Genomic DNA, 17846 nt, shown 5'->3' with positions numbered 1-17846 from the left:
TGCTTCGTCGATCGACACGACCTTCCTTCCTACCGGCCCGGGCCCTTCGCAGGCTAGCCCGAGTTACGCAGGGCGGTGGCCAAGCCGTTCATCGTCAGCAGGATGCCGCGCTTCACCAGTTCGGAGTCGTCCCCGGCGCGCAGGCGGCGCAGCAGCTCCACCTGCATCTGGTTCAGCGGCTCCAGGTAGGGGAAGCGGTTGTGGATGGACTCCGCCAGCGACGGGTTGTCCGCCAGCAGATGATCGTTTCCGGTGATCGCGGCATGCATGCGGACGGTCCGGGCGTGCTCGTCGCGGATCATGCCGAAGATCTGCTCCCGCAACGCCACGTCGTCCACGAGTTCGGCGTAGCGGGCGGCGATGTCCAGATCGCTCTTGGCCATCACCTGCGCCAGGTTGGACAGCACCGTGCGGAAGAACGGCCAGCGCCGGTACAGATCCGCCAGGGTGGCCAGGCGCTGCGGGTCGCCGCCGATCCACTCCTCGAGCGCGGTTCCGGTGCCGTACCAGCCCGGCAGCATCACGCGCGCCTGGCTCCACGACATCACCCACGGGATGGCGCGCAGGTCGGCGACCGTATTCGTCGGCTTACGCGAGGCGGGCCTGCTGCCGATGTTCAGGTCGCCCACCTCGGCGACCGGCGTGGACTGCCGGAAGTACTCGACGAAACCGGGCGTCTCGTGCACCAGCCGCGCGTACGCGGCGCGGGCGCGGGCAGCCAGGTCGTCCATGATGCCGTAGGACGGCTCGGCGTCGGCGCCGAGACCCTCCACGTCCAGCAACGTCGATTCCAGCGTGCCCGCGATCAGCGATTCCAGATTGCGGTGCGCCGTACCGGGTTCGGCGTACTTCGCGGCGATCACCTCACCCTGCTCGGTGAGCCGCAACGAGCCGCGCACCGCTCCGGCCGGCTGGGCGAGGATCGCGTCGTAGCTGCGGCCGCCGCCGCGGCCGACCGTGCCGCCGCGGCCGTGGAACAGCCGCAGCCGGATGCCGGTCTTGCGGGCCACCTCGACCAGGTCCAGCTCGGCGCGGTAGAGCGCCCAGTTCGCCGCCAGATACCCGCCGTCCTTGTTGGAGTCCGAGTACCCGAGCATCACCTCTTGGCGCATGCCCTGCGCGGCCACCAGCTCCCGATAGACACCGACCTCCAGCGCCGCCGACAGTGTCGCCGCCCCGGCGCCGAGGTCCTCGATGGTCTCGAACAGCGGGACGATGCCCACCGAGCAGCTCGGCGGCCCGTCCGGCTCCCCCGGATCGAGCAGCCCGCCCTCCTTGAGCAGCAGGGCGGCTTCGAGCAGATCGCTGACCGACGTGCACATGCTGATGATGTAGGTCGGCACCGCCGCCGCACCGAGCGTGTCCACCACCTCGCGTGCGGCGCGGACGATGTCGACTTCCTTGGCGGCCAGTTCGCTCAGCCGTGCGTGCGGGCCGAGCAGGGGGCGGCGGGTGCGCAACTCGGCCGCGAGCAGTTCCACCCGGCGCGACTCCGGCAGGCTCGCGTAGTCGGGGTGCACGCCGGCCCAGGCCAGCAATTCGGCGACGACCTGCTCGTGCACCTCGGAGTTCTGCCGCATGTCCAGACTCTGCAGGTGGAAGCCGAAGGTCTCCAGGGCGTGGCGCAGCGCGGCTAGGCGATCGTCGGCGAGCAGGCCGTCGCCGCTGCGCCGCAGCGAGGCGTCTATCGCGTCCAGGTCGTCCAGCACCGCCTGCGGGGTCGGGTACGGCAGCGCGCCCGCGTCCAGTCCATTCGGTGGAACCTCGCCGAGCGCGGCCTGCGCGGTGGCGGTCAACCGGGCCCGGACATGATGCAGCGCACGGCGATACGGTTCGTCGGCGTGCGCGGCCGGATCGGAATACCCGGTCTCGGCGAGCGCGGCGACCTCGGGCGTCACGGTGACCAGTCGAGCCGACAGCGACAGCGTCTTCTCCAGTTCCACCAGCTCGCGCAGGTAACGCTCGAACGCGACGCCCGCCGCGCGGTAGGCGGCCTGACGCACGACATCGGCGGTGACGTACGGATTTCCGTCGCGGTCACCGCCGATCCACGAGCCGGGACGCAGCATCGGGCGCGGCAGCAGCTCCACGCCCGGCCAGCGCTCGCGCAGCGCGGCGCGCACTTCGGCGTTGATCGCCGGAATCACGTCGAACAGGGTGAGGTCGTAGTAGCGCAGACCCACCGAGATCTCGTCCTGGATCCGCAAGCGCGCCAGACGGATCAGCGCGGTACGCCACAGGCTCAGCACCTGGCGGCGGATCCGCAACTCCAGGGCGGCCCGCTCGCGCTCGTTCTCGGCATAGCGCTGGCGCAGGCGCATCAACTCGGTGATCCGGGCCTGTGCGTCGAAGACGGTGCGCCTGCGCGTCTCCGTCGGATGCGCGGTGACCACCGGCGACACCAGCGCGTCGGCCAGCAGATCGGCGACCCGCGCGCCGTCCAGCGCCGCCGCGTCGAGTTTGCGGTAGGTGGCCGCCAGCGACGAGTCCTGCGGCGGTTCGCCCGCCGCTTCGTGGGCGGCGCGGCGGCGGTCGCGCTGGATGTCCTCGGCCAGATTGGCCAGCAGCACGAAGTAGCTGAACGCGCGGATCAGCGGCAGGGCCACCGCGATGTCCACACCGTCCAGCATCTCCGCGACGGCGCTGCGCTCGACCTCCTCGCGGCGCACCCGGAACGCTTCGATGCGCACCCGCTCGATGAGGTCGAAGACTTCCGGTCCCTCGTGGTCGCGAATGGTGTCACCGAGCACGCCGCCGAGGAACCGGATGTCGTCGCGCAGCGGCCGGATGGCGTCCTGTTCGGTCTCGCTCATCGATTCGCCCATGATCAGACAGTATTGCCCGCCGGGCCGCCGGGGAATGCGACGCGGCCCACACCGGCCGCGATCGGCTCAGCCGGGAAGCTGGGAGAAGCGCAGGTGATTGCCCCACGGGTCGCGGAAGCCGCAGTCGCGTACCCCGTACGGCTGGGAGATCGGCTCCTGCGTCACCTCGACACCGGCGTCGCGCAGCCGGGCGAAGGTGGCGTCCACGGCGTCGGTGGTGAAGATCAACGTGCCCTGCGCGCCGCTCGCCAGCCGCGCCCGCGCCGCCGCACCGGCCGCCTCGTCCGGCACCATCTCGGGGGTCTCCAGGATGAACTCGATGCCCGGCTGCTTCGCCGGACCGACGGTCAGCCAGCGCCCACCGGCGAACGGCAGATCCGCCCGCACCTCGAGGCCGATCACGTCGCGGTAGAACTCCAGGGCCTTGTCCTGGTCGGCGACCAGCACGCCGATGTGGGTGAGGGCGAGGTCTGCGCCGTTGCTCATGAGGATGCTCCTTGTGTTGGTCAGGGCCGGGTAACAGTACAGACGACGCAGGCGCGGTGAATTCATCGGCGGCGCGGCGCCCTGTCGTGGCCGGGCCGCGCGGGCCGATCGACCGTTCCCTCAGCCCGCGTCGCGGGCGGTGAGGTGATCCGCATGGTGCGCCAAGACCTGTTCCAGCAGCGAGACCAGCACCTGCTTCACCGAATCACGCTGCCTGGCATCGCATTCCAGCACCGGAATCCAGGTCTCGAGCTCGAGTGCCTCACGGACCTCGCCGAGGTCGAAGCGAGTGCCACCGTCGAAGCGGTTGACCGCCACGACGAAGGGCGTGCCGCGCGCCTCGAAGTAGTCCAGCACGGGATAGCAGTCGTCGACGCGGCTGGTGTCCACCACGATCACCGCACCGAGCGCACCGTCGACCAGGTCGTCCCACAGGAACACGAAACGGTCCTGTCCCGGCGTGCCGAACAGGTACAGCAGCAGTGCACTGTCCAGGGTGATGCGCCCGAAGTCGAGCGCGACGGTGGTCTGCGTCTTGTCCGCCCGGTGCCCCGCGTCGTCCACGCCGAGGGCCACCTCGGTCATCGCCGCTTCGGTCACCAGCGGCTCGATCTCCGAGACGGCTCCGATGAACGTCGTCTTCCCGACACCGAATCCACCGCTGACCACGATTTTCACCGAGGACGGCATGGTCGGCGGGCGTGTGTCAGAGTGCCCGGACAAGGTCCCTGATCCTCTCGATGGCGGCGGCGGTGAGCTGATCGGCGGCGCGCACGGTCACGTGTCCGGTGGCTGCCAGGTCGCTGACGACGACCTTGGCGACCCCGATCGGGACGCCCAGCGCGGTGCCGATCTCGGCGATGGAATGCGGCCGCTGGCACAACCGCACGAGGGTGCGCTGCTCGAAGCGCAGCGGGGCGGACAGCGCGGCGGGCTCGGCCCGCACCAGAGTCTCGACGCGCAATCCGTCCAACAGCGGTGTGGTGCGTCCGGCGGTGACCACGAAGGGACGCACGAATCGGTCGTCGTCCCGAGCCGGTTGGTGTCTCATCGCCGCAGCGATTCACGCAGTTCGGCGATGAGCGCGGGATCCAGCAGCGCACCCGCGCGGTCGGCGAGCACCGCCATCTCGTAGCCGACCAGTCCGACATCACAGCCGCTGTCGGCGATCACACCGAGACAGCTGCCGCCACCCATGGCGGACACCAGCAGGAATCCGCGTGTCATCTCGATCATGATCAGCTTCAGGCCGTCGAAGGAATAGCTGCGCGAAGCGCTTCTGGAGAGCCCGACCAGCCCGGACACCATGGCGGCGAGCCGGTCGGCGGAGGCGCGGTCCAAGCCGTCGGACATGGCGATGAGCAGGCCGTCCGAGGAAACCGCGACCGCCTCGCGCACACCGTCGGTGTCGCGGACGAAGTTGGCCAGCAGCCAGTCGAACGTATGCTGGTCGGCGCTCGATATGTGGGTGGTCACCGGATCTCCTCTGCCATGGTCGCTATGGGTGGTAATTCGTGCGCCGCGCCGGCCGCGCGGACGCGGTCGTCGCGTTCGGCGACGTGCCGCGCGGACGCGCCACGCTGATGTCCCGACCGGAAGGTCGACAGCATGCCGCGGATCTGCTCGGCTGAACGCTCGACCGCCGGGGCCGGCTCCGGCCGGGGGGCCGTGCCGGGACGAACGCCGGTGGTCGCGGCGCTGGCCTTCTTGTTGCGCTTGACCAGGCCGTTCTCGGTGTACCGCAGGGGCGGTTCGTCCGCACCGGACTTCTCTGCCGCGCGGGATGTTTCGGCGGCGGCGATGCTCGCCGCGGGCTCGGCCCGCGCGGAAACGAGCTGCGCGCCGGGCGAAGACCCCGCCTGAATCGCTGTGTGAGCTCCCGAGGTCGCAGTCGGGCGCGACATCAGCGAACTCGAATCGCTCCTCCCGGCGGAGTGGGGCGCGGGCTCACGCGGGTCGCCTCGATGTTCCTGCTCTGTCTCGAGCACCCCCGGCGGCAGCGTCAGGCGCGCGACGATGCCGCTCACCGGCGAGAGGCTCAGTTCGACCGCGATGCCGAGCCGCTCGGCGAGCCTGCCGACCACGTAGTGACCGAGATGACGCGTGGGCGCGACGACGAAATCCTGCTCGCCGCGCAGTCGCGCGTTGGCCTGGTCCAAGTGCCCCGGTGGCATGCCGACACCGTGGTCGACCACCGCGAGCAGGTACCCGTCCGGTCCGGCACGCCCGTAGATCTCCACCTCGAGATCCGGTGGGGAGAACGCCAGTCCGTTCTCGATCAGCTCGGCGAGCATGTGGGCCAGCTCGCTCGCCGCGGCACCCGCGACCAGGACATCGTCCATCCGCCGCAGCGCCACCCTGCGGTAGTCGTCGACCTCGGACAAGCCGGCGCGGATGACGTCGCTGAGCGGGATCGGTTCCGCCCAGCTGCGCGGACTGGCCTCGCCGACCAGCACGAGCAGGCTCTCGGCGTTGCGGCGCATCCTGGTGGCGAGATGGTCGAGTTGGAACAGATTCGACAGCGCCTTGGGATCGAGCTCTTCCCGCTCGAATTCGCTGATCAGGCCGAGCTGGCGGCGGACGAGGTTCTGGCTGCGGCGGGCCAGGCTGACCATCGACTCGGTGGTGTTGCGGCGCACCAGCGCCTGCTCCGACGCGAGGTCGAACGCGGTGGACTGCACACGATCCAACGCTCGGGCCACAGCGGCGATCTCGACGCCCGCGCCCGGCGGCGCTCGCACCGGCGCAGGCGGGTCCGGCGGCCGGGTGTCGTCACCGGCGCGCCAAGCGGAGATCACGTCGGGCAGCCGCCTGCTCGACACGTCGTCGGCGTCCGCGGCCAGTGTGGCCAGCGGCCGGACGATCGCGCGCATCGCGGCGACGACCAGCGCCACCTCCACCGCGATCGCCGCCAGCGCGGCGAGGACGAACGCGCCGAGGATCAGGGCGGCGGCGCGGCGCAGCGCCTCCGCCCGCCGCCGGACGTCGTCGCCGACGGCCTGCTGCACGGTGCGCTGCTCATCGATGACCGCGGTCATCCGCGCCCACCAGGTGATCGGATCGACCGGTCGTGCCAGCGGTCCGGCGCTGGAGGCGATCGCGATGTTCTCCGACTCGGCGGCCGCGACCGCGTCCACACCGTCCAGCACGGCATCCATGCGCGCTTGCTGGACCGGGGTCGCGTCGCGGGCGAACGCCGCCAGACCGGCCAGCTTGGCCGCCCGGATGTCGAGGAACTGCACGTACTCGCCCGGCCCGAAGGCATCCGAGGCGAAGACGCCGTTCAGGAAGCCGCGTTCGCGAGCGGTCTGCTCTTTGGCCTCACCCAGCGCGTGCAGCGCTTGCAGCCCGTGCCGGACCATCGGGTCGGTGGCCTGATCGAGGCCGAGCGACAGACGGTTCAGCCCATCGATGGCGTCGGTGTAGAACTGGAACGCCGCCTGCCGGGAAGTGCGCCGCTCATCGATCCCCGATCGGGTCACGTCCAGGTCGGTGAGTGGCCGAGCGGCCGCCCGCACCCGCTCCGCGCCCGGCGGGCCGTCCGCCGAAGCCTGCCGCAACGCACGTAGGGCGCGGTCGACCACGCCGCGCTGGTCGTCGACCGGCTGCCGCAACCGCTGGTCACCGCCGAGCAAGCCATTGGTCAGGCCGCGCTCGCGCTGCGCCTCGTGCACGAGATCCTGCACCGCCAGCGCCAGCGACACCGCGGCTACCGTGTCCCGGCTCTTGCGGTACGCGTCTATCTCGCGCGCGACCATCCCGCCGAGAAGGACGAGCACCAGAACCAGCGAGACGACGAGGATGCGCGCCAGCTGTCCGCGGATGGTCTGCGGGCGCACGATTCCTTTGCCCGGCACTCGGCGTTCACCGTCGGGAACGCGGAGCGGGACCACCGTTGCGCCCCCGGCATTCTCCGGTCGTCCAGGTGACCGCATCACCCTCTGCTCCTCCGATCAGCCGCCGCGCCTGCTCCCCAGCGAGCACACGGAAATCAAGGGCAAACTGTCACAGGGCAACCGCGCCGTCAACGCGAGAATCGGACAAAACAGACAGTGTGCGGACTTCTAAACACACTGGCAACGAAGAGTTACGAGCACGACAAACGGACATCCGCCGCACGCGAGCGAACGCCGAGAAGTGTTGGCTCATACCCCTTCCGCCACGAGAGCTTCGGACGCGACTCCGAGAGCGACGACGCGGACGGCGAATTCGTCAGTGGCGCTGGACCCGATTCTCCGGCCGCAGCCGAAGCATTCCGTGCCGCGCTCAACCCGCGCTTCTGGCGACGAGGTGATCCGCCCGGTGCGAGAGAGCCTGTTCGAGCAGTGCGACCAATACGTCTTTGACCGAATCGCGGCGCCTGGCGTCGCATTCCAGTACCGGGATCCAGTCCGCGAGCGCGAGTGCCGCCCGCACCTCGCCGAGGTCGGCGTGAGCGCCGCCGAGGGCATGGTTGACCGCGACGACGAAGGGCGTGCCGTGTTGCGCGCAATAGTCCAGCGCGGGGTGGCAGTCATGGACGCGGGCGGTGTCCACCATGATCACCGCGCCGAGCGCACCGTCGGTGAGGTCGTCCCACAGCCAGGCGAGGTCGTCCGCACCCGGGGCGCCGAACAGGTACAGCAGTAGCGAGCTGTCCAGGTCGATCCGTCCCACGTCGACGGGGACGGTGGTCGGCTTCCAGTCCGCCGGGCGCTCCGGATCATCCACGACGACGATCGGCTCGGCCGTCTCCGCCCGGGCCACCAGCGGGTGGATGTCGGAGACGGCTCCGACGAAGGTCGTCTTCCCGGCGCCGAGACCACCGCTCACCACGATCTTCACCGAGGACGGCAGGGTCGGCGTTCGCGTGTCGCAGTGCCAGGACAATGGCGCTGATCCTCTCGATGGCAACGGCGGCGCGCACATCACGTGTCGGGCGGCCCGGTCGCTGACGACGGCGTGCCGACCCGATCGAGACTTCCAGCGCGGTACCGATTTCGGCGATGGAAGTGCGGCCGCCGGCACAGCCGCACGAGGAAACTGGTACCCGTCTTCGCCCGCCGCGAAACCTCGCGGCGTGACTCTGATACAGTCCGGCGCGACACACCCGGAGGGCAAGAGGGCTGGATGGCGCACCGAATTACGTTGGTTCCCTTGGCAATAGCACTTGTGCTCGGAGCGGCCGCCTGCGGCGACGAGTCCGGCGATGCGCCTGCGACCACCACCACACCGGCCGCGAGCACCGCCACCGCGCTGTTCGATCCCTGCACCGGCATCCCCGACACCGCACTGACGAGCGCCGGCCTGGATCCGGCGAGCAAGCAGGTCGGTGTCGGCGGGGTGAAGCAGGCCGGGTGGGAGATCTGCGGCTGGAAGGGCGCCGACTTCACCCTCGGCGTGTTCTCCAACGGCATGTCCGTGGCCGAGTTCGAGCGCAAGCCGGGCAATGTCGACTTCCAGGACATCACGATCGGCGGGCGCTCCGGACGCCAGTTCCGCGTCGACGACGCCGCCAAGGATCAGATGTGCGACGTGCTCTTCCCCGCTCGCCAGGGTCTGCTGCAACTGACGCTGGTCAACAAGACCGCGGACGGCAATCCCTGCGACCGGCTCGCGACCGTCGGCGAAGCGATCGTCCCCGCCCTGCCCAGATGAACGGCCTTCGGCCTCACCCGGCAAGGATGTCGAGCACCTTGTCGGAGGTGTAGAAGGGGGCGAGGCGCTCACGGATCAGCCCGGCGAGCACTCCTTCGCGCTTCGCGCCCTCGATGACCGCCGGTCCGTACCGGAGGATCTCCTTCATGATGTCGTCACCGGTGAGGCCGAGTTCGGGCAGCATGGCCGCCAGGGTGTAATCGCCGTACTTGGTGAAGAACACCTCCACGCACTCGTCCAGGAGCAGGCCGAAGTACTCCTTCTCGCGGGTGGTGACGGCGATCTCGTAGCACAGCAGCACCAGCTCGTTGAGGTCCTTCCGGCTGAGGTATTCGCGCAGACCGCTGACCGGTTCGTCGGCGTGCAGATCCCAGAACTCCATCGCGGCGGCGTGCACCGGCGCGTCGCGCAACATCTCTCGGATGGCGTTGTTGGTGCGCTTGAGCGCGAACAGCGCACCCTTTCCCGCCAGATCGCCGACGAACGTGCTGTCGGCGACCTTCTTGGCACGATTGGCCGCCGACTGCCCCAGCGACATCAGCGAGGAGACGCCCGGGATCTTCTCCGCGCGCTCCCGGTTGGCCTGCATGAAGTCGTTGATCAGCTTGTCCACGAACTTCGACGCGACGGTGGCCACCAGCGGGCTCTCGGTGAGCCGGTCCAGGATGCGCTCCTGCGCCTGGTGCATGCCGAAGATCTTCTCCAGCAGCGCCTCCACCGGCTCACGCTCGACCACCTCGCCGAGGGTGTAGTCGTTGTCGGCGGCGATGCGGTCGTAGATGGAGTCGGCGAACACACCGACCATGTCGGCGAACACCGGACTGCCGCCGATCAACTCGACGACGGTGCGGACGGTCTGCTTGGCCTGCTCGATCTCCACGACGTCCCGGAACACGAGCGTGTCGGCTACCCCGAGCACCGCCTCGGTGTCGCGTGCGATCACCTCCGCGAAACGCTCGCCGGTCACCTCCGCGAGCAGGAATTCCACCTGGGCGTCCAGTAGCCGTTCGGCGATCTCACGCGGCTCGCTCATCGAATTCCACCCATCACAGTCGTTGTCCGGCGCGCGCGGCCCGGCTCACGGCTGGTGCGGGTCGATGTCGTTGCCGTGCAACGATTTCCGGATCCGATCCAGGCGCTCACGGGCAGCCTTCTCGCGTGCCTGCCATTGTTCGTCCACGCTGCGTCCCACGGGAGTCTGCCGGTCGAGTTCGCCCATCCCCTGCGCGGTGCCGTAGCGCTGCTCGACCTTATCGCGAACTGACTCGAAAGTAGGAACACCGGAACCCGAATACCCGCCGCTCCCGGCGTCGGCGGCGATACCCGGCGGCGGTACCGGTACCGCCGGTACCGCCGAACTGTCGTCTACCTGCCCGGATGCCCGCGGGGCCTGCGGAGGAAGCGCAGTGACGCCGACGGGGGTGGTAGGAGTCACATCTCCGGCGACACGCGCATCACCGGTCTCCAACAGCCCCGTCAGCGCCGCGTGCACCGCCGCGAAACCGGGACGCCCTGCCGTGGCGACGAGCAGGACCCCGGCGAGTTCCGCGTCGGACAGCCCCGCCAACCGGCTCGCGATTTCGCTGTTGTCACTCATACCGCCAGGCTACGCACGGCCGGACGCAGCGCGCGCCGCTCACGACCGCACGAGCGCACCCGCCCACGTACGCACCAGGTCGTACCAGGCCGACCCGCCGACGACGATCAGATCGTTGTGCCCGGCCCCGGGAAAGACGACGAGCCGTTTCGGCTCCGGCGCGGCGGCGTAGAGCCGTTGCGCGTGCCGCAGCGGCAGCAGTTCGTCCTGGTCGCCGTGCATGATCAGCACCGGAGCGCGCAGCGAGCGAATGCGACGTTCGTTCGGGTAGGCGTTCGGCACCAGTGGGGCGGGCAGGAACGGATAGACCGACCGGGCCGCATCCCGCAGGCCGCTGAAGGTGGACATCAGCATCACGCCGGCGGGCGGATGGTGCTGCGCCAGCTCGAGCACCACGCCGCCCCCGAGGGATTTGCCCAGATACAGCACCCGGTTGGGATCGACACCGGGTTGCGCGAGCAGCGCGCGCCGCGCGGCGTGCGCGTCGAGGTAAGTGCCGTGCTCGGTCGGTCGCCCGGTGCTGCGCCCGTATCCGCGGTAGTCGAAGGCCAGCACGTCGAAACCGGCCTCGGTGAGCAACGCGAAGATCGGCACCCGGTCGCCGAGATTGCCCGCGTTGCCGTGCGCGAACAGGATGTGCCCGACCGAATCAGGGGCGGGCATCCACCACGCGTGCACGGTCTCCCCGTCCGAGGTGCGCAGGGACAGGTCGGTGTACTCCATGCCGAGCAGCGCCGGAGTCTGCAGCACCGTCCGTTCCGGCAGATAGGTCAGCGCGTTGAGGATCGGACGGGCCGGATGTCGCATGACCACGTTCTTACTCCTGGACAGGCGAGGCCGGGTCGCGCGGGTGCCGCAACCTCGGCGGATCACCGCGCTTCGATCTCGATGACCCGAGACGGCGACATCGGCAGAGCGGCTCGAAGCGGCCGACCGTCGCGCCTTACGAACGACACTGTCGGCCGGCGGCGACACTTCGAACCGGGCACCGGCCGGATGCTCTCGACATCGGCGAACGAGGGCCGCGTTCGGCACCGCAGACGCTCACCACCTCGGCCGGACGGGCGACCCGGCCGCGACACCGGCGGACACCGGGCGACAACAAGCGCCGGGAGACGGCTGGCATAGAACAACGAGGCCGTACGCCCTCAGCCGCACGGCCTCTGTTGCCACGAGAACCAGACGTCAGCCCCGCAGCACCGCCCCCACGGCGTCGGCCGCCGCCGCGACGGCCGCGTCGCGCGCCGCACTGGCCTCGTCCTCGGTGAGGGTCCGGTCGGCGGCGCGGAAACGCAGGGCATAGGTGAGCGACTTGCGTCCCTCGCCCGCCTGAGCGCCCTCGTAGACGTCGAACAGCGCGATGTCCTCGAGCAGTTCGCCGCCGCCGGTGCGCAGTGCGGCCTGCACCGACGCCGCCGGAATCGTCTTCTCGACGCTCACCGAGACGTCCTGGAGCACCGCCGGGAACGGCGACACCGTCGGAACCGGCCGGGATTCCCGCAGCGGCAACGCGTCCAGGTCGAGTTCGACGGCGCAGGTGCGCGGCGGGAGACCGGAACGTTCCAGCACGGCCGGGTGCAGTTCACCCGCATAGCCGACGACCGTGCCCTCGATCACCAGCTCGGCGCAGCGGCCGGGGTGCCAGGGCAGGTGCGCCGCCGCACGGCGCTCGATGGTCACGCCCGCCGCGTCTGCCACGGCGTCGGCGAGGGCGAACGCGTCGGCGGCCTCCACCGGACGGCCCGGCCCCCACGGCCCGCGGGGCTCGCGGCGGCCGGTCAGGACGGCCGCCACGTGCACCGGCTGTTCGGGCAGCGAGTCGAGCAGCTCGGCGATCTCCTCGTCGGTCGGGCGACGGTCCACCGGCAGCGGATCGACCGCCCTGGTCCTCGCCCCGGGCAGCACGACCTGCGCGATGCCGTAGATCGCCAGATCACGCGCGCCGCGTGCGATATTGCGGGCGGCCACCTCGAGCAGTCCGGGCAGCAGGGTGGTGGCCAGTTCGGCGCGCTCCACGTCCAGCGGATTCAGCACCTTCGTGGTGACGCGGCGCGGGTCGTCGGCGTCAAGGCCCCAGGTGTCGAACACCCCGGCGGGCAGGAACAGCGGCGGCGGGACCTCCACAGCGCCCGCGAACGCCAGTGCACGGCTGACGGCGCGGCGGCGGCGCTGGGTCGGCGTGAGCCCCCGACCGGCCGGGGCGGCGGGCAGCACGGACGGGATCTGCTCCAGACCCTCCAGCCGCAGCACCTCTTCCACCAGGTCGGCAGGCTGGGCCAGGTCCGGCCGCCAGCTCGGCGGGGTCACCACGAGCTGGCCGTGCCCGGCCTCGCTGACGCCGACCTCGACGATGCAGCCGATCTGGGCCAGGCGGCGCGCCGAGGTCCCGGTCGGGTATGTGACGCCCGCGACGCGGTCGGCCAGATCGATGTCGATCCGGATGGGCTCGGGCGCTGGAAGCGGGGCGCGGACGTCGGTCAGCACGGGTTCGACGGTGCCGCCCGCGATCTCGGCGAGCAGCGTGGCCGCCCGGTCGAGCGCGGCGACGTTGATCTCCGGGTCGACGACCCGCTCGTACCGCTTACCCGCCTCGGACACCAGCTTGTGCCTGCGCGCGGTCCGGTAGATCAGCAACGGGTTCCACGTGGCGGCTTCGAGCAGGATGTCGGTGCTCTCGGCGCCGACCTCGGTGCTCGCCCCACCCATCACACCGGCCAGCGAGATGACGCCGGAATCGTCGGCGATCACCACGTCCTCGGCGTCCAGCGTGCGTTCCACGTCGTCCAGGGTGCGCAGCGTCTCGCCCGCGTTCGCGGCACGGACCACCAGGCCGCCCGCGACCCTGGACGCGTCGAAGGCGTGCAGCGGCTGCCCCAGCTCGAGCATCACGTAATTGGTGACGTCCACCGCGGGCGAGATCGGGCGCACGCCCGACAGCAGCAGCCTGCGCTGCAACCACCAAGGGCTCACCGCCTCCGGGTCGATGCCGGTGACCCGGCGCGCCGCGAAACGGGTGCACTTCGAATCCGGCTGGACCCGGATCGACCAGGCTTCCTGCTCGTGGTCGGGCAGGGTCCGCACCGCCGGGTCGGCGTAGTCCAGATCGAAACCGCAGGCCAGCTCACGGGCCAGGCCGCGCACCGAGAAGCAGTAGCCCCGGTCGGGGGTGATGTTCAGCTCGATGACCGTGTCGTCCAGGCCGAGCAGCGCGTTGGCGTCGGTGCCCGGCTCGGCGGTGCCGGGCTCCAGCACGAGGATGCCGGAATGGTCCTTGCCGATCCCGAGTTCGGCGACCGAGCAGATCATCCCGTTGGAGACGTGGCCGTAGGTCTTGCGTGAGGTGATCTCGAACCCGCCGGGCAGCACGCCGCCGGGCAGCACCACGACCACCAGGTCACCGACCCGGAAATTCCGTGCGCCGCAGATGATTTCCTGCAACTCGGGCTTGCCGATGTCCACCTTGCAGAAGCGGATCGGCTTCTTGAACTCGGTCAGCTCGGTGATCTCGGCGACCCGGCCGACCACCAGCGGCGGCTCCCCGCCCTCCGGGCCCGCGACCCGCCGGAGCTCGTCGACCTCTTCGACTTCCAGCCCGACCCGGACGAATCCCGCGTCGAGCTCCTCCGGCGTCACCGACCACTCCGGGTTGGTGCGCTGGATGATGTCGGTCAGCCAGGACTGCGCTACTCGCACTTGACGTTTCGCTCTCTCGATCGAAGGGTGAGGTCAGGACCGGATACCGAAGGGCAGCGTGAAACGCACGTCGCCCTCGACGATGTCGCGCATGTCCGGGATGCCGTTGCGGAACTGCAGCGTCCGCTCCAGGCCCATGCCGAACGCGAACCCGCTGTACACCTCGGGATCGATCCCGCTGGCGATCAGCACCTTCGGGTTCACCATTCCGCAGCCGCCCCATTCGACCCAGCCGGGACCGCCCTTCTTGTCCGGGAACCACACGTCGACCTCGGCGGAGGGCTCGGTGAACGGGAAGTAGTTGGGACGCATGCGCGTGCGAGTCTCGGGGCCGAACAGCGCCCTGGCGAACGCGTCCAGCGTGCCGCGCAGATGCGCCATGGTCAGCCCCTTGTCCACCGCCAGGCCCTCGACCTGGGAGAACACCGGCGTGTGCGTGGCGTCCAGCTCGTCGGTGCGGAAGGTGCGGCCCGGGCAGACCACGTAGATCGGCAGGTCGCGTTCCAGCATCGAGCGCACCTGCACCGGAGAGGTGTGCGTGCGCAGCACCTGGCGGGAACCCTCGGGCGCGACGTGGAAGGTGTCCTGCATGGTGCGCGCGGGATGATCGGGCAGGAAGTTCAGCGCGTCGAAGTTGAAGTGTTCGGCCTCCACCTCGGGACCTTCGGCGACCTCCCAGCCCATCGCGACGAACACGTCGGCGACCTGCTCGGAGATGACGGTGACCGGGTGCCGGGCGCCGACGGCCGCGCGGCCCGCGGGCAGCGTCACGTCGATGGTCTCGGCGACCAGCACCGCGGCGTCACGCTCGGCCAGCAGCGCGGCGCGGCGGGCCTCGAACGCCTCCGACACCCTGGCCCTCGCGACGTTGACCCGCTTGCCCGCGTCGGCCTTCTCCGACTTGGGCAGACCGCCCAGCGCCCGTTGCGCCAGCGCCAGCGGCGCCTTGCCGCCGAGGTGCTCGGTTTTCGCGACCGCGAGCGCATCCAGGTCGGCGGCAGCGGCGAACGCCTTCTCGGCGGCCGCCGCGGCCGCGGCCAGTGCCTCCTCGGTCAGCGCTGCGTTCTGCTCGCCTGCGTCGATGTCGTCGGCCACGATGCTCCGTCTCTCCCCTGGGGATCGGTTCGCGGGCACGGCTACCGCCTGCCCGCATTGCTGCTGGTCGCAATCGTATTCGATGCGCTATGGCGGATTCACCCGGATTACCCGCCGCGCCGCGCGAGCGGTGTGGTAGCCCCGAGCCCGCCGGGCGAGCGCCGGATCCGCGACGCGACCGGTCGGCACCAAAACTGTGCGATCCGCGAAACGCCCGGCCCCGGGGCAGTACCCAAGGGCCGGGCGTCAGCGGTCAGCGCGATTGGGTCGCCGGTCAACGCGCGGCCGTGATGCGGGAAGGCAGCAGGCGCGATACCAGCCCACCGGCCGCCACGATCGCGGCGCCGACCCACACCGCGGGAACCAGTCCGTCCACGTAGCTCTGCGGATCCAGGTACGAGCCCCGCGCGGCGAACACCGACGCCAGCACCGCGACGCCCATGGCGACCCCGACCTCCCGCAGGGTGTTGTTGGTGCCGGAGGCGATCGCGCGGTCCTCCTCCGCCGCCGCGGCCATCACCACGGTGGCGCTCGGCGCGAAGGTCAGACCCATGCCGATGCCGCCGAGCAGGAACGGACCGACGAACGACAGGTAACTCGCGTCGACGGACGTGACCGCCGCCATCCAGGCCAGCGCGACGGCCAGCAATGCCTGCCCGGTGGTGAGCAGTGCACGGGCTCCGACCTTGTCGACGATCAAACCCGCCAGCGGGGCGACGACCATCGGCGCCATCGTCCACGGCATGGTGCGGATACCGGACTCCAGTGGCCCGTAGCCCTGCACGACCTGGAAGTACTGGGCCAGCAGGAAGATCGATCCGAAGACGCCCATCGAGAACGTGAAGCCGGTCGTATTGCTCACCCGGAACGCACGGGAGCGGAACAAGCGCAGCGGCAGCATCGGTTCCGGCGTGCGCAGTTCCCAGGCGATCAGGCAGCCGAGCAGGAACACGCCGCCGACCAGCGCGGACAGCACGCCGGTCGACGTCCAGCCATCCTCGGCGCCGTGGATCACGCCCCACACCACCGCGAGCACGCCACCCGCCGACAGCAGCAGCCCCACCAGGTCGATTTTCCTGCTGCCGCCGCGCGACTCTCCTAGAACCCGCAGCGCGAACGGCAGTACGACCAGGCCGATCGGCACGTTCACCCAGAAGATCCACTGCCAGCTCAGCCCCTCGACGACCGCGCCGCCGATGAGCGGACCGAGCGCGACGCCGAGGCCGGCGATCCCGCCCCAGATTCCGATGGCCGCGTTGCGCATCTTCTCCGGCACCGCCGCCGACAACAGCGTCAGCGACAGCGGCATCACTCCCGCCGCGCCGAAGCCCTGCACCGCCCGCGCCGCGATGAGCATGCCCGGCCCGGTGGCCAGCGCGCACACCGCGGACGCCAGGGTGAACACCGCGATGCCGAGCACGAAGACTCGGCGCCTGCCGAGCCGGTCACCGAGGGCGGACGCGGTGAGCAGCAGCGAGGCGAACGACAGCGTGTAGGCGTTGACGAACCATTGCAGGTCGGTCAGCGAGGCGCCCAGCTCGGTGCGGATCACCGGCAGCGCGTTCGTCACGACCAGGTTGTCCAGCGTGACCATGAACATCGGGATGCCGACCGCGGCCAGCACGGCGGCGAGCCTGCGACCGCCGATCGTGGCCGCGGGCGCGCCGACGGGCGACGCGACGGGTGGGAGGGTCTCGGTCATGTCCAGTCCTTGTTGTAATCGACTGATAACTTATATCGAGAAAGGTAGGCATCGACTGATAACATGTCAAGGCAGGGGTGTTTACCAGCGGAAACGGAGCATGATGGCAACCAGGACCAGGATGACGGCCGCCGAACGGGGCGAGCAGGTGCTGTGTGCGGCGGTTTCCGCGTTCGCCGAATCCGGTTACGCCGCCACCCGGACCGACGAGATCGCCCGGCGCTCCGGCGTGTCACAGCCATACGTGATCCGGCTGTTCGGCACGAAGCAGAATTTGTTCCGCGCGGCCCTGCATCGCGTCTGCGACCGGATCGAGGAGATTTTCCGCACCGCGCGGTCCGAGGCGGCGCCCGACGCGGATCCCGATGCGGCCATGGCCGCCCTCGGCGGCGGCTACAAACTCTTCCTCGCCGAACGAGAATTGCTCCAACTACTGCTGCACGGGTTCGCGGCCAGCGCGGATCCCGAGATCGGCGACGAGGTCAGGAACCGATTCGGCGATATCTACCACCTGATCCGGGACCTGACCGGCGCGTCGGAAACCGAAGCGCGGCGCTTCCTCGCCACCGGAATGCTGCTCACCGTCATGAGCGCGATGGAGGTAGCGGGACCGGACGCGGTGGCTGCTGCCTGGGCAACGGAGATCCTTGAAAACCTGAGCGCCGAAGGCGACTGACGAACTCGGCTACGTCATGAGCGCCGCAATCCTCCCCGAGCCGCGGCGCACGTCCGAGCAGCCACCGCAGTTGTCCTCACTACGGGATACCACCCAGCTCCGCGCGCACCCCCGTACCGAGCCCCCCGATGCGTC

General features: G+C 70.1%; 15 protein-coding genes. 2 read left to right on the top strand and 13 right to left on the bottom strand.

Annotation, left to right across the window (positions count from 1 at the left end; genetic code table 11):
- Nucleotides 1–53: 53 nt before the first annotated feature.
- The 7 genes from ppc to NNI01S_RS24390 all read right to left on the bottom strand — a co-directional run bounded on the left by ppc (nt 54) and on the right by NNI01S_RS24390 (nt 8180).
- Complete coding sequence (gene ppc, locus NNI01S_RS24420) at nt 54–2825, bottom strand: phosphoenolpyruvate carboxylase (RefSeq protein ID WP_435825101.1); 2772 nt, start codon at nt 2823–2825, stop codon at nt 54–56.
- A gap of 66 nt (nt 2826–2891) precedes the next feature.
- Nucleotides 2892–3311: a VOC family protein gene (locus NNI01S_RS24415; RefSeq protein WP_063022463.1), complete on the bottom strand. Its 420-nt coding sequence runs from the start codon at nt 3309–3311 to the stop codon at nt 2892–2894.
- Between the two features lie 120 nt (nt 3312–3431).
- Nucleotides 3432–4001 carry a GTP-binding protein gene (locus NNI01S_RS24410; RefSeq protein WP_157114952.1) on the bottom strand — a complete coding sequence of 190 codons (570 nt, stop codon included), beginning with the start codon at nt 3999–4001 and terminating at the stop codon, nt 3432–3434.
- Between the two features lie 16 nt (nt 4002–4017).
- The gene (locus NNI01S_RS24405) at nt 4018–4362 is read right to left on the bottom strand and encodes a DUF742 domain-containing protein (protein ID WP_063022461.1); all 345 of its coding nucleotides are present in this window, start codon (nt 4360–4362) and stop codon (nt 4018–4020) included.
- Nucleotides 4359–4787, bottom strand: a complete 429-nt coding sequence (locus NNI01S_RS24400) for a roadblock/LC7 domain-containing protein (RefSeq protein WP_063022460.1) — start codon at nt 4785–4787, stop codon at nt 4359–4361. Before NNI01S_RS24400 ends, NNI01S_RS24405 begins: the two co-directional genes overlap by 4 nt.
- Complete coding sequence (locus NNI01S_RS24395) at nt 4784–7168, bottom strand: sensor histidine kinase (RefSeq protein ID WP_245676353.1); 2385 nt, start codon at nt 7166–7168, stop codon at nt 4784–4786. Before NNI01S_RS24395 ends, NNI01S_RS24400 begins: the two co-directional genes overlap by 4 nt.
- Before the next feature lie 409 nt (nt 7169–7577).
- Nucleotides 7578–8180, bottom strand: a complete 603-nt coding sequence (locus NNI01S_RS24390) for a GTP-binding protein (protein ID WP_245676352.1) — start codon at nt 8178–8180, stop codon at nt 7578–7580.
- A gap of 267 nt (nt 8181–8447) precedes the next feature.
- On the opposite strand from NNI01S_RS24390, the gene NNI01S_RS24385 reads away from it, so the two are divergent.
- A complete protein-coding gene (locus NNI01S_RS24385) occupies nt 8448–8948 on the top strand; it encodes a DUF3558 domain-containing protein (protein ID WP_169813011.1) in 501 nt (166 codons plus the stop codon).
- A gap of 13 nt (nt 8949–8961) precedes the next feature.
- On the opposite strand, the gene NNI01S_RS24380 is transcribed toward NNI01S_RS24385, so the two are convergent.
- The 6 genes from NNI01S_RS24380 to NNI01S_RS24355 all read right to left on the bottom strand — a co-directional run bounded on the left by NNI01S_RS24380 (nt 8962) and on the right by NNI01S_RS24355 (nt 17035).
- On the bottom strand, nt 8962–9981 hold the full coding sequence (locus tag NNI01S_RS24380; RefSeq protein ID WP_063022457.1) for a hypothetical protein: 1020 nt from the start codon (nt 9979–9981) through the stop codon (nt 8962–8964).
- A gap of 45 nt (nt 9982–10026) precedes the next feature.
- Nucleotides 10027–10545, bottom strand: a complete 519-nt coding sequence (locus NNI01S_RS24375; protein ID WP_063022456.1) for a PspA/IM30 family protein — start codon at nt 10543–10545, stop codon at nt 10027–10029.
- Between the two features lie 39 nt (nt 10546–10584).
- A complete protein-coding gene (locus NNI01S_RS24370; RefSeq protein WP_063022455.1) occupies nt 10585–11352 on the bottom strand; it encodes an alpha/beta hydrolase in 768 nt (255 codons plus the stop codon).
- Between the two features lie 378 nt (nt 11353–11730).
- Nucleotides 11731–14238 carry a phenylalanine--tRNA ligase subunit beta gene (gene pheT, locus NNI01S_RS24365; protein ID WP_063022454.1) on the bottom strand — a complete coding sequence of 836 codons (2508 nt, stop codon included), beginning with the start codon at nt 14236–14238 and terminating at the stop codon, nt 11731–11733.
- 33 nt (nt 14239–14271) lie between these two features.
- A complete protein-coding gene (gene pheS, locus NNI01S_RS24360) occupies nt 14272–15333 on the bottom strand; it encodes a phenylalanine--tRNA ligase subunit alpha (RefSeq protein WP_063022453.1) in 1062 nt (353 codons plus the stop codon).
- 274 nt (nt 15334–15607) lie between these two features.
- A complete protein-coding gene (locus tag NNI01S_RS24355) occupies nt 15608–17035 on the bottom strand; it encodes an MFS transporter (RefSeq protein WP_063022452.1) in 1428 nt (475 codons plus the stop codon).
- A 100-nt stretch (nt 17036–17135) separates the two neighbouring features.
- Between NNI01S_RS24355 and NNI01S_RS24350 the strand changes: the two genes are divergently transcribed.
- Nucleotides 17136–17711: a TetR/AcrR family transcriptional regulator gene (locus tag NNI01S_RS24350; protein WP_063022451.1), complete on the top strand. Its 576-nt coding sequence runs from the start codon at nt 17136–17138 to the stop codon at nt 17709–17711.
- Nucleotides 17712–17846 lie beyond the last annotated feature (135 nt).

The organism is Nocardia niwae NBRC 108934 = DSM 45340, from assembly GCF_001613465.1.
Taxonomy (GTDB): domain Bacteria; phylum Actinomycetota; class Actinomycetes; order Mycobacteriales; family Mycobacteriaceae; genus Nocardia; species Nocardia niwae.
Note: the sequence above shows the minus strand (reverse complement) of the source record. Positions and strands in the feature narration are given on the sequence as shown.

Coding starts and splice junctions, on each gene's coding strand:
- NNI01S_RS24405 (WP_063022461.1), bottom strand. CDS start 4,362: ATGAGACACCAACCGGCTCGGGACGACGACCGATTCGTGCGTCCCTTC.
- NNI01S_RS24375 (WP_063022456.1), bottom strand. CDS start 10,545: ATGAGTGACAACAGCGAAATCGCGAGCCGGTTGGCGGGGCTGTCCGAC.
- NNI01S_RS24355 (WP_063022452.1), bottom strand. CDS start 17,035: ATGACCGAGACCCTCCCACCCGTCGCGTCGCCCGTCGGCGCGCCCGCG.
- NNI01S_RS24370 (WP_063022455.1), bottom strand. CDS start 11,352: ATGCGACATCCGGCCCGTCCGATCCTCAACGCGCTGACCTATCTGCCG.
- NNI01S_RS24350 (WP_063022451.1), top strand. CDS start 17,136: ATGATGGCAACCAGGACCAGGATGACGGCCGCCGAACGGGGCGAGCAG.
- ppc (WP_435825101.1), bottom strand. CDS start 2,825: ATGGGCGAATCGATGAGCGAGACCGAACAGGACGCCATCCGGCCGCTG.
- NNI01S_RS24410 (WP_157114952.1), bottom strand. CDS start 4,001: ATGCCGTCCTCGGTGAAAATCGTGGTCAGCGGTGGATTCGGTGTCGGG.
- NNI01S_RS24380 (WP_063022457.1), bottom strand. CDS start 9,981: ATGAGCGAGCCGCGTGAGATCGCCGAACGGCTACTGGACGCCCAGGTG.
- NNI01S_RS24415 (WP_063022463.1), bottom strand. CDS start 3,311: ATGAGCAACGGCGCAGACCTCGCCCTCACCCACATCGGCGTGCTGGTC.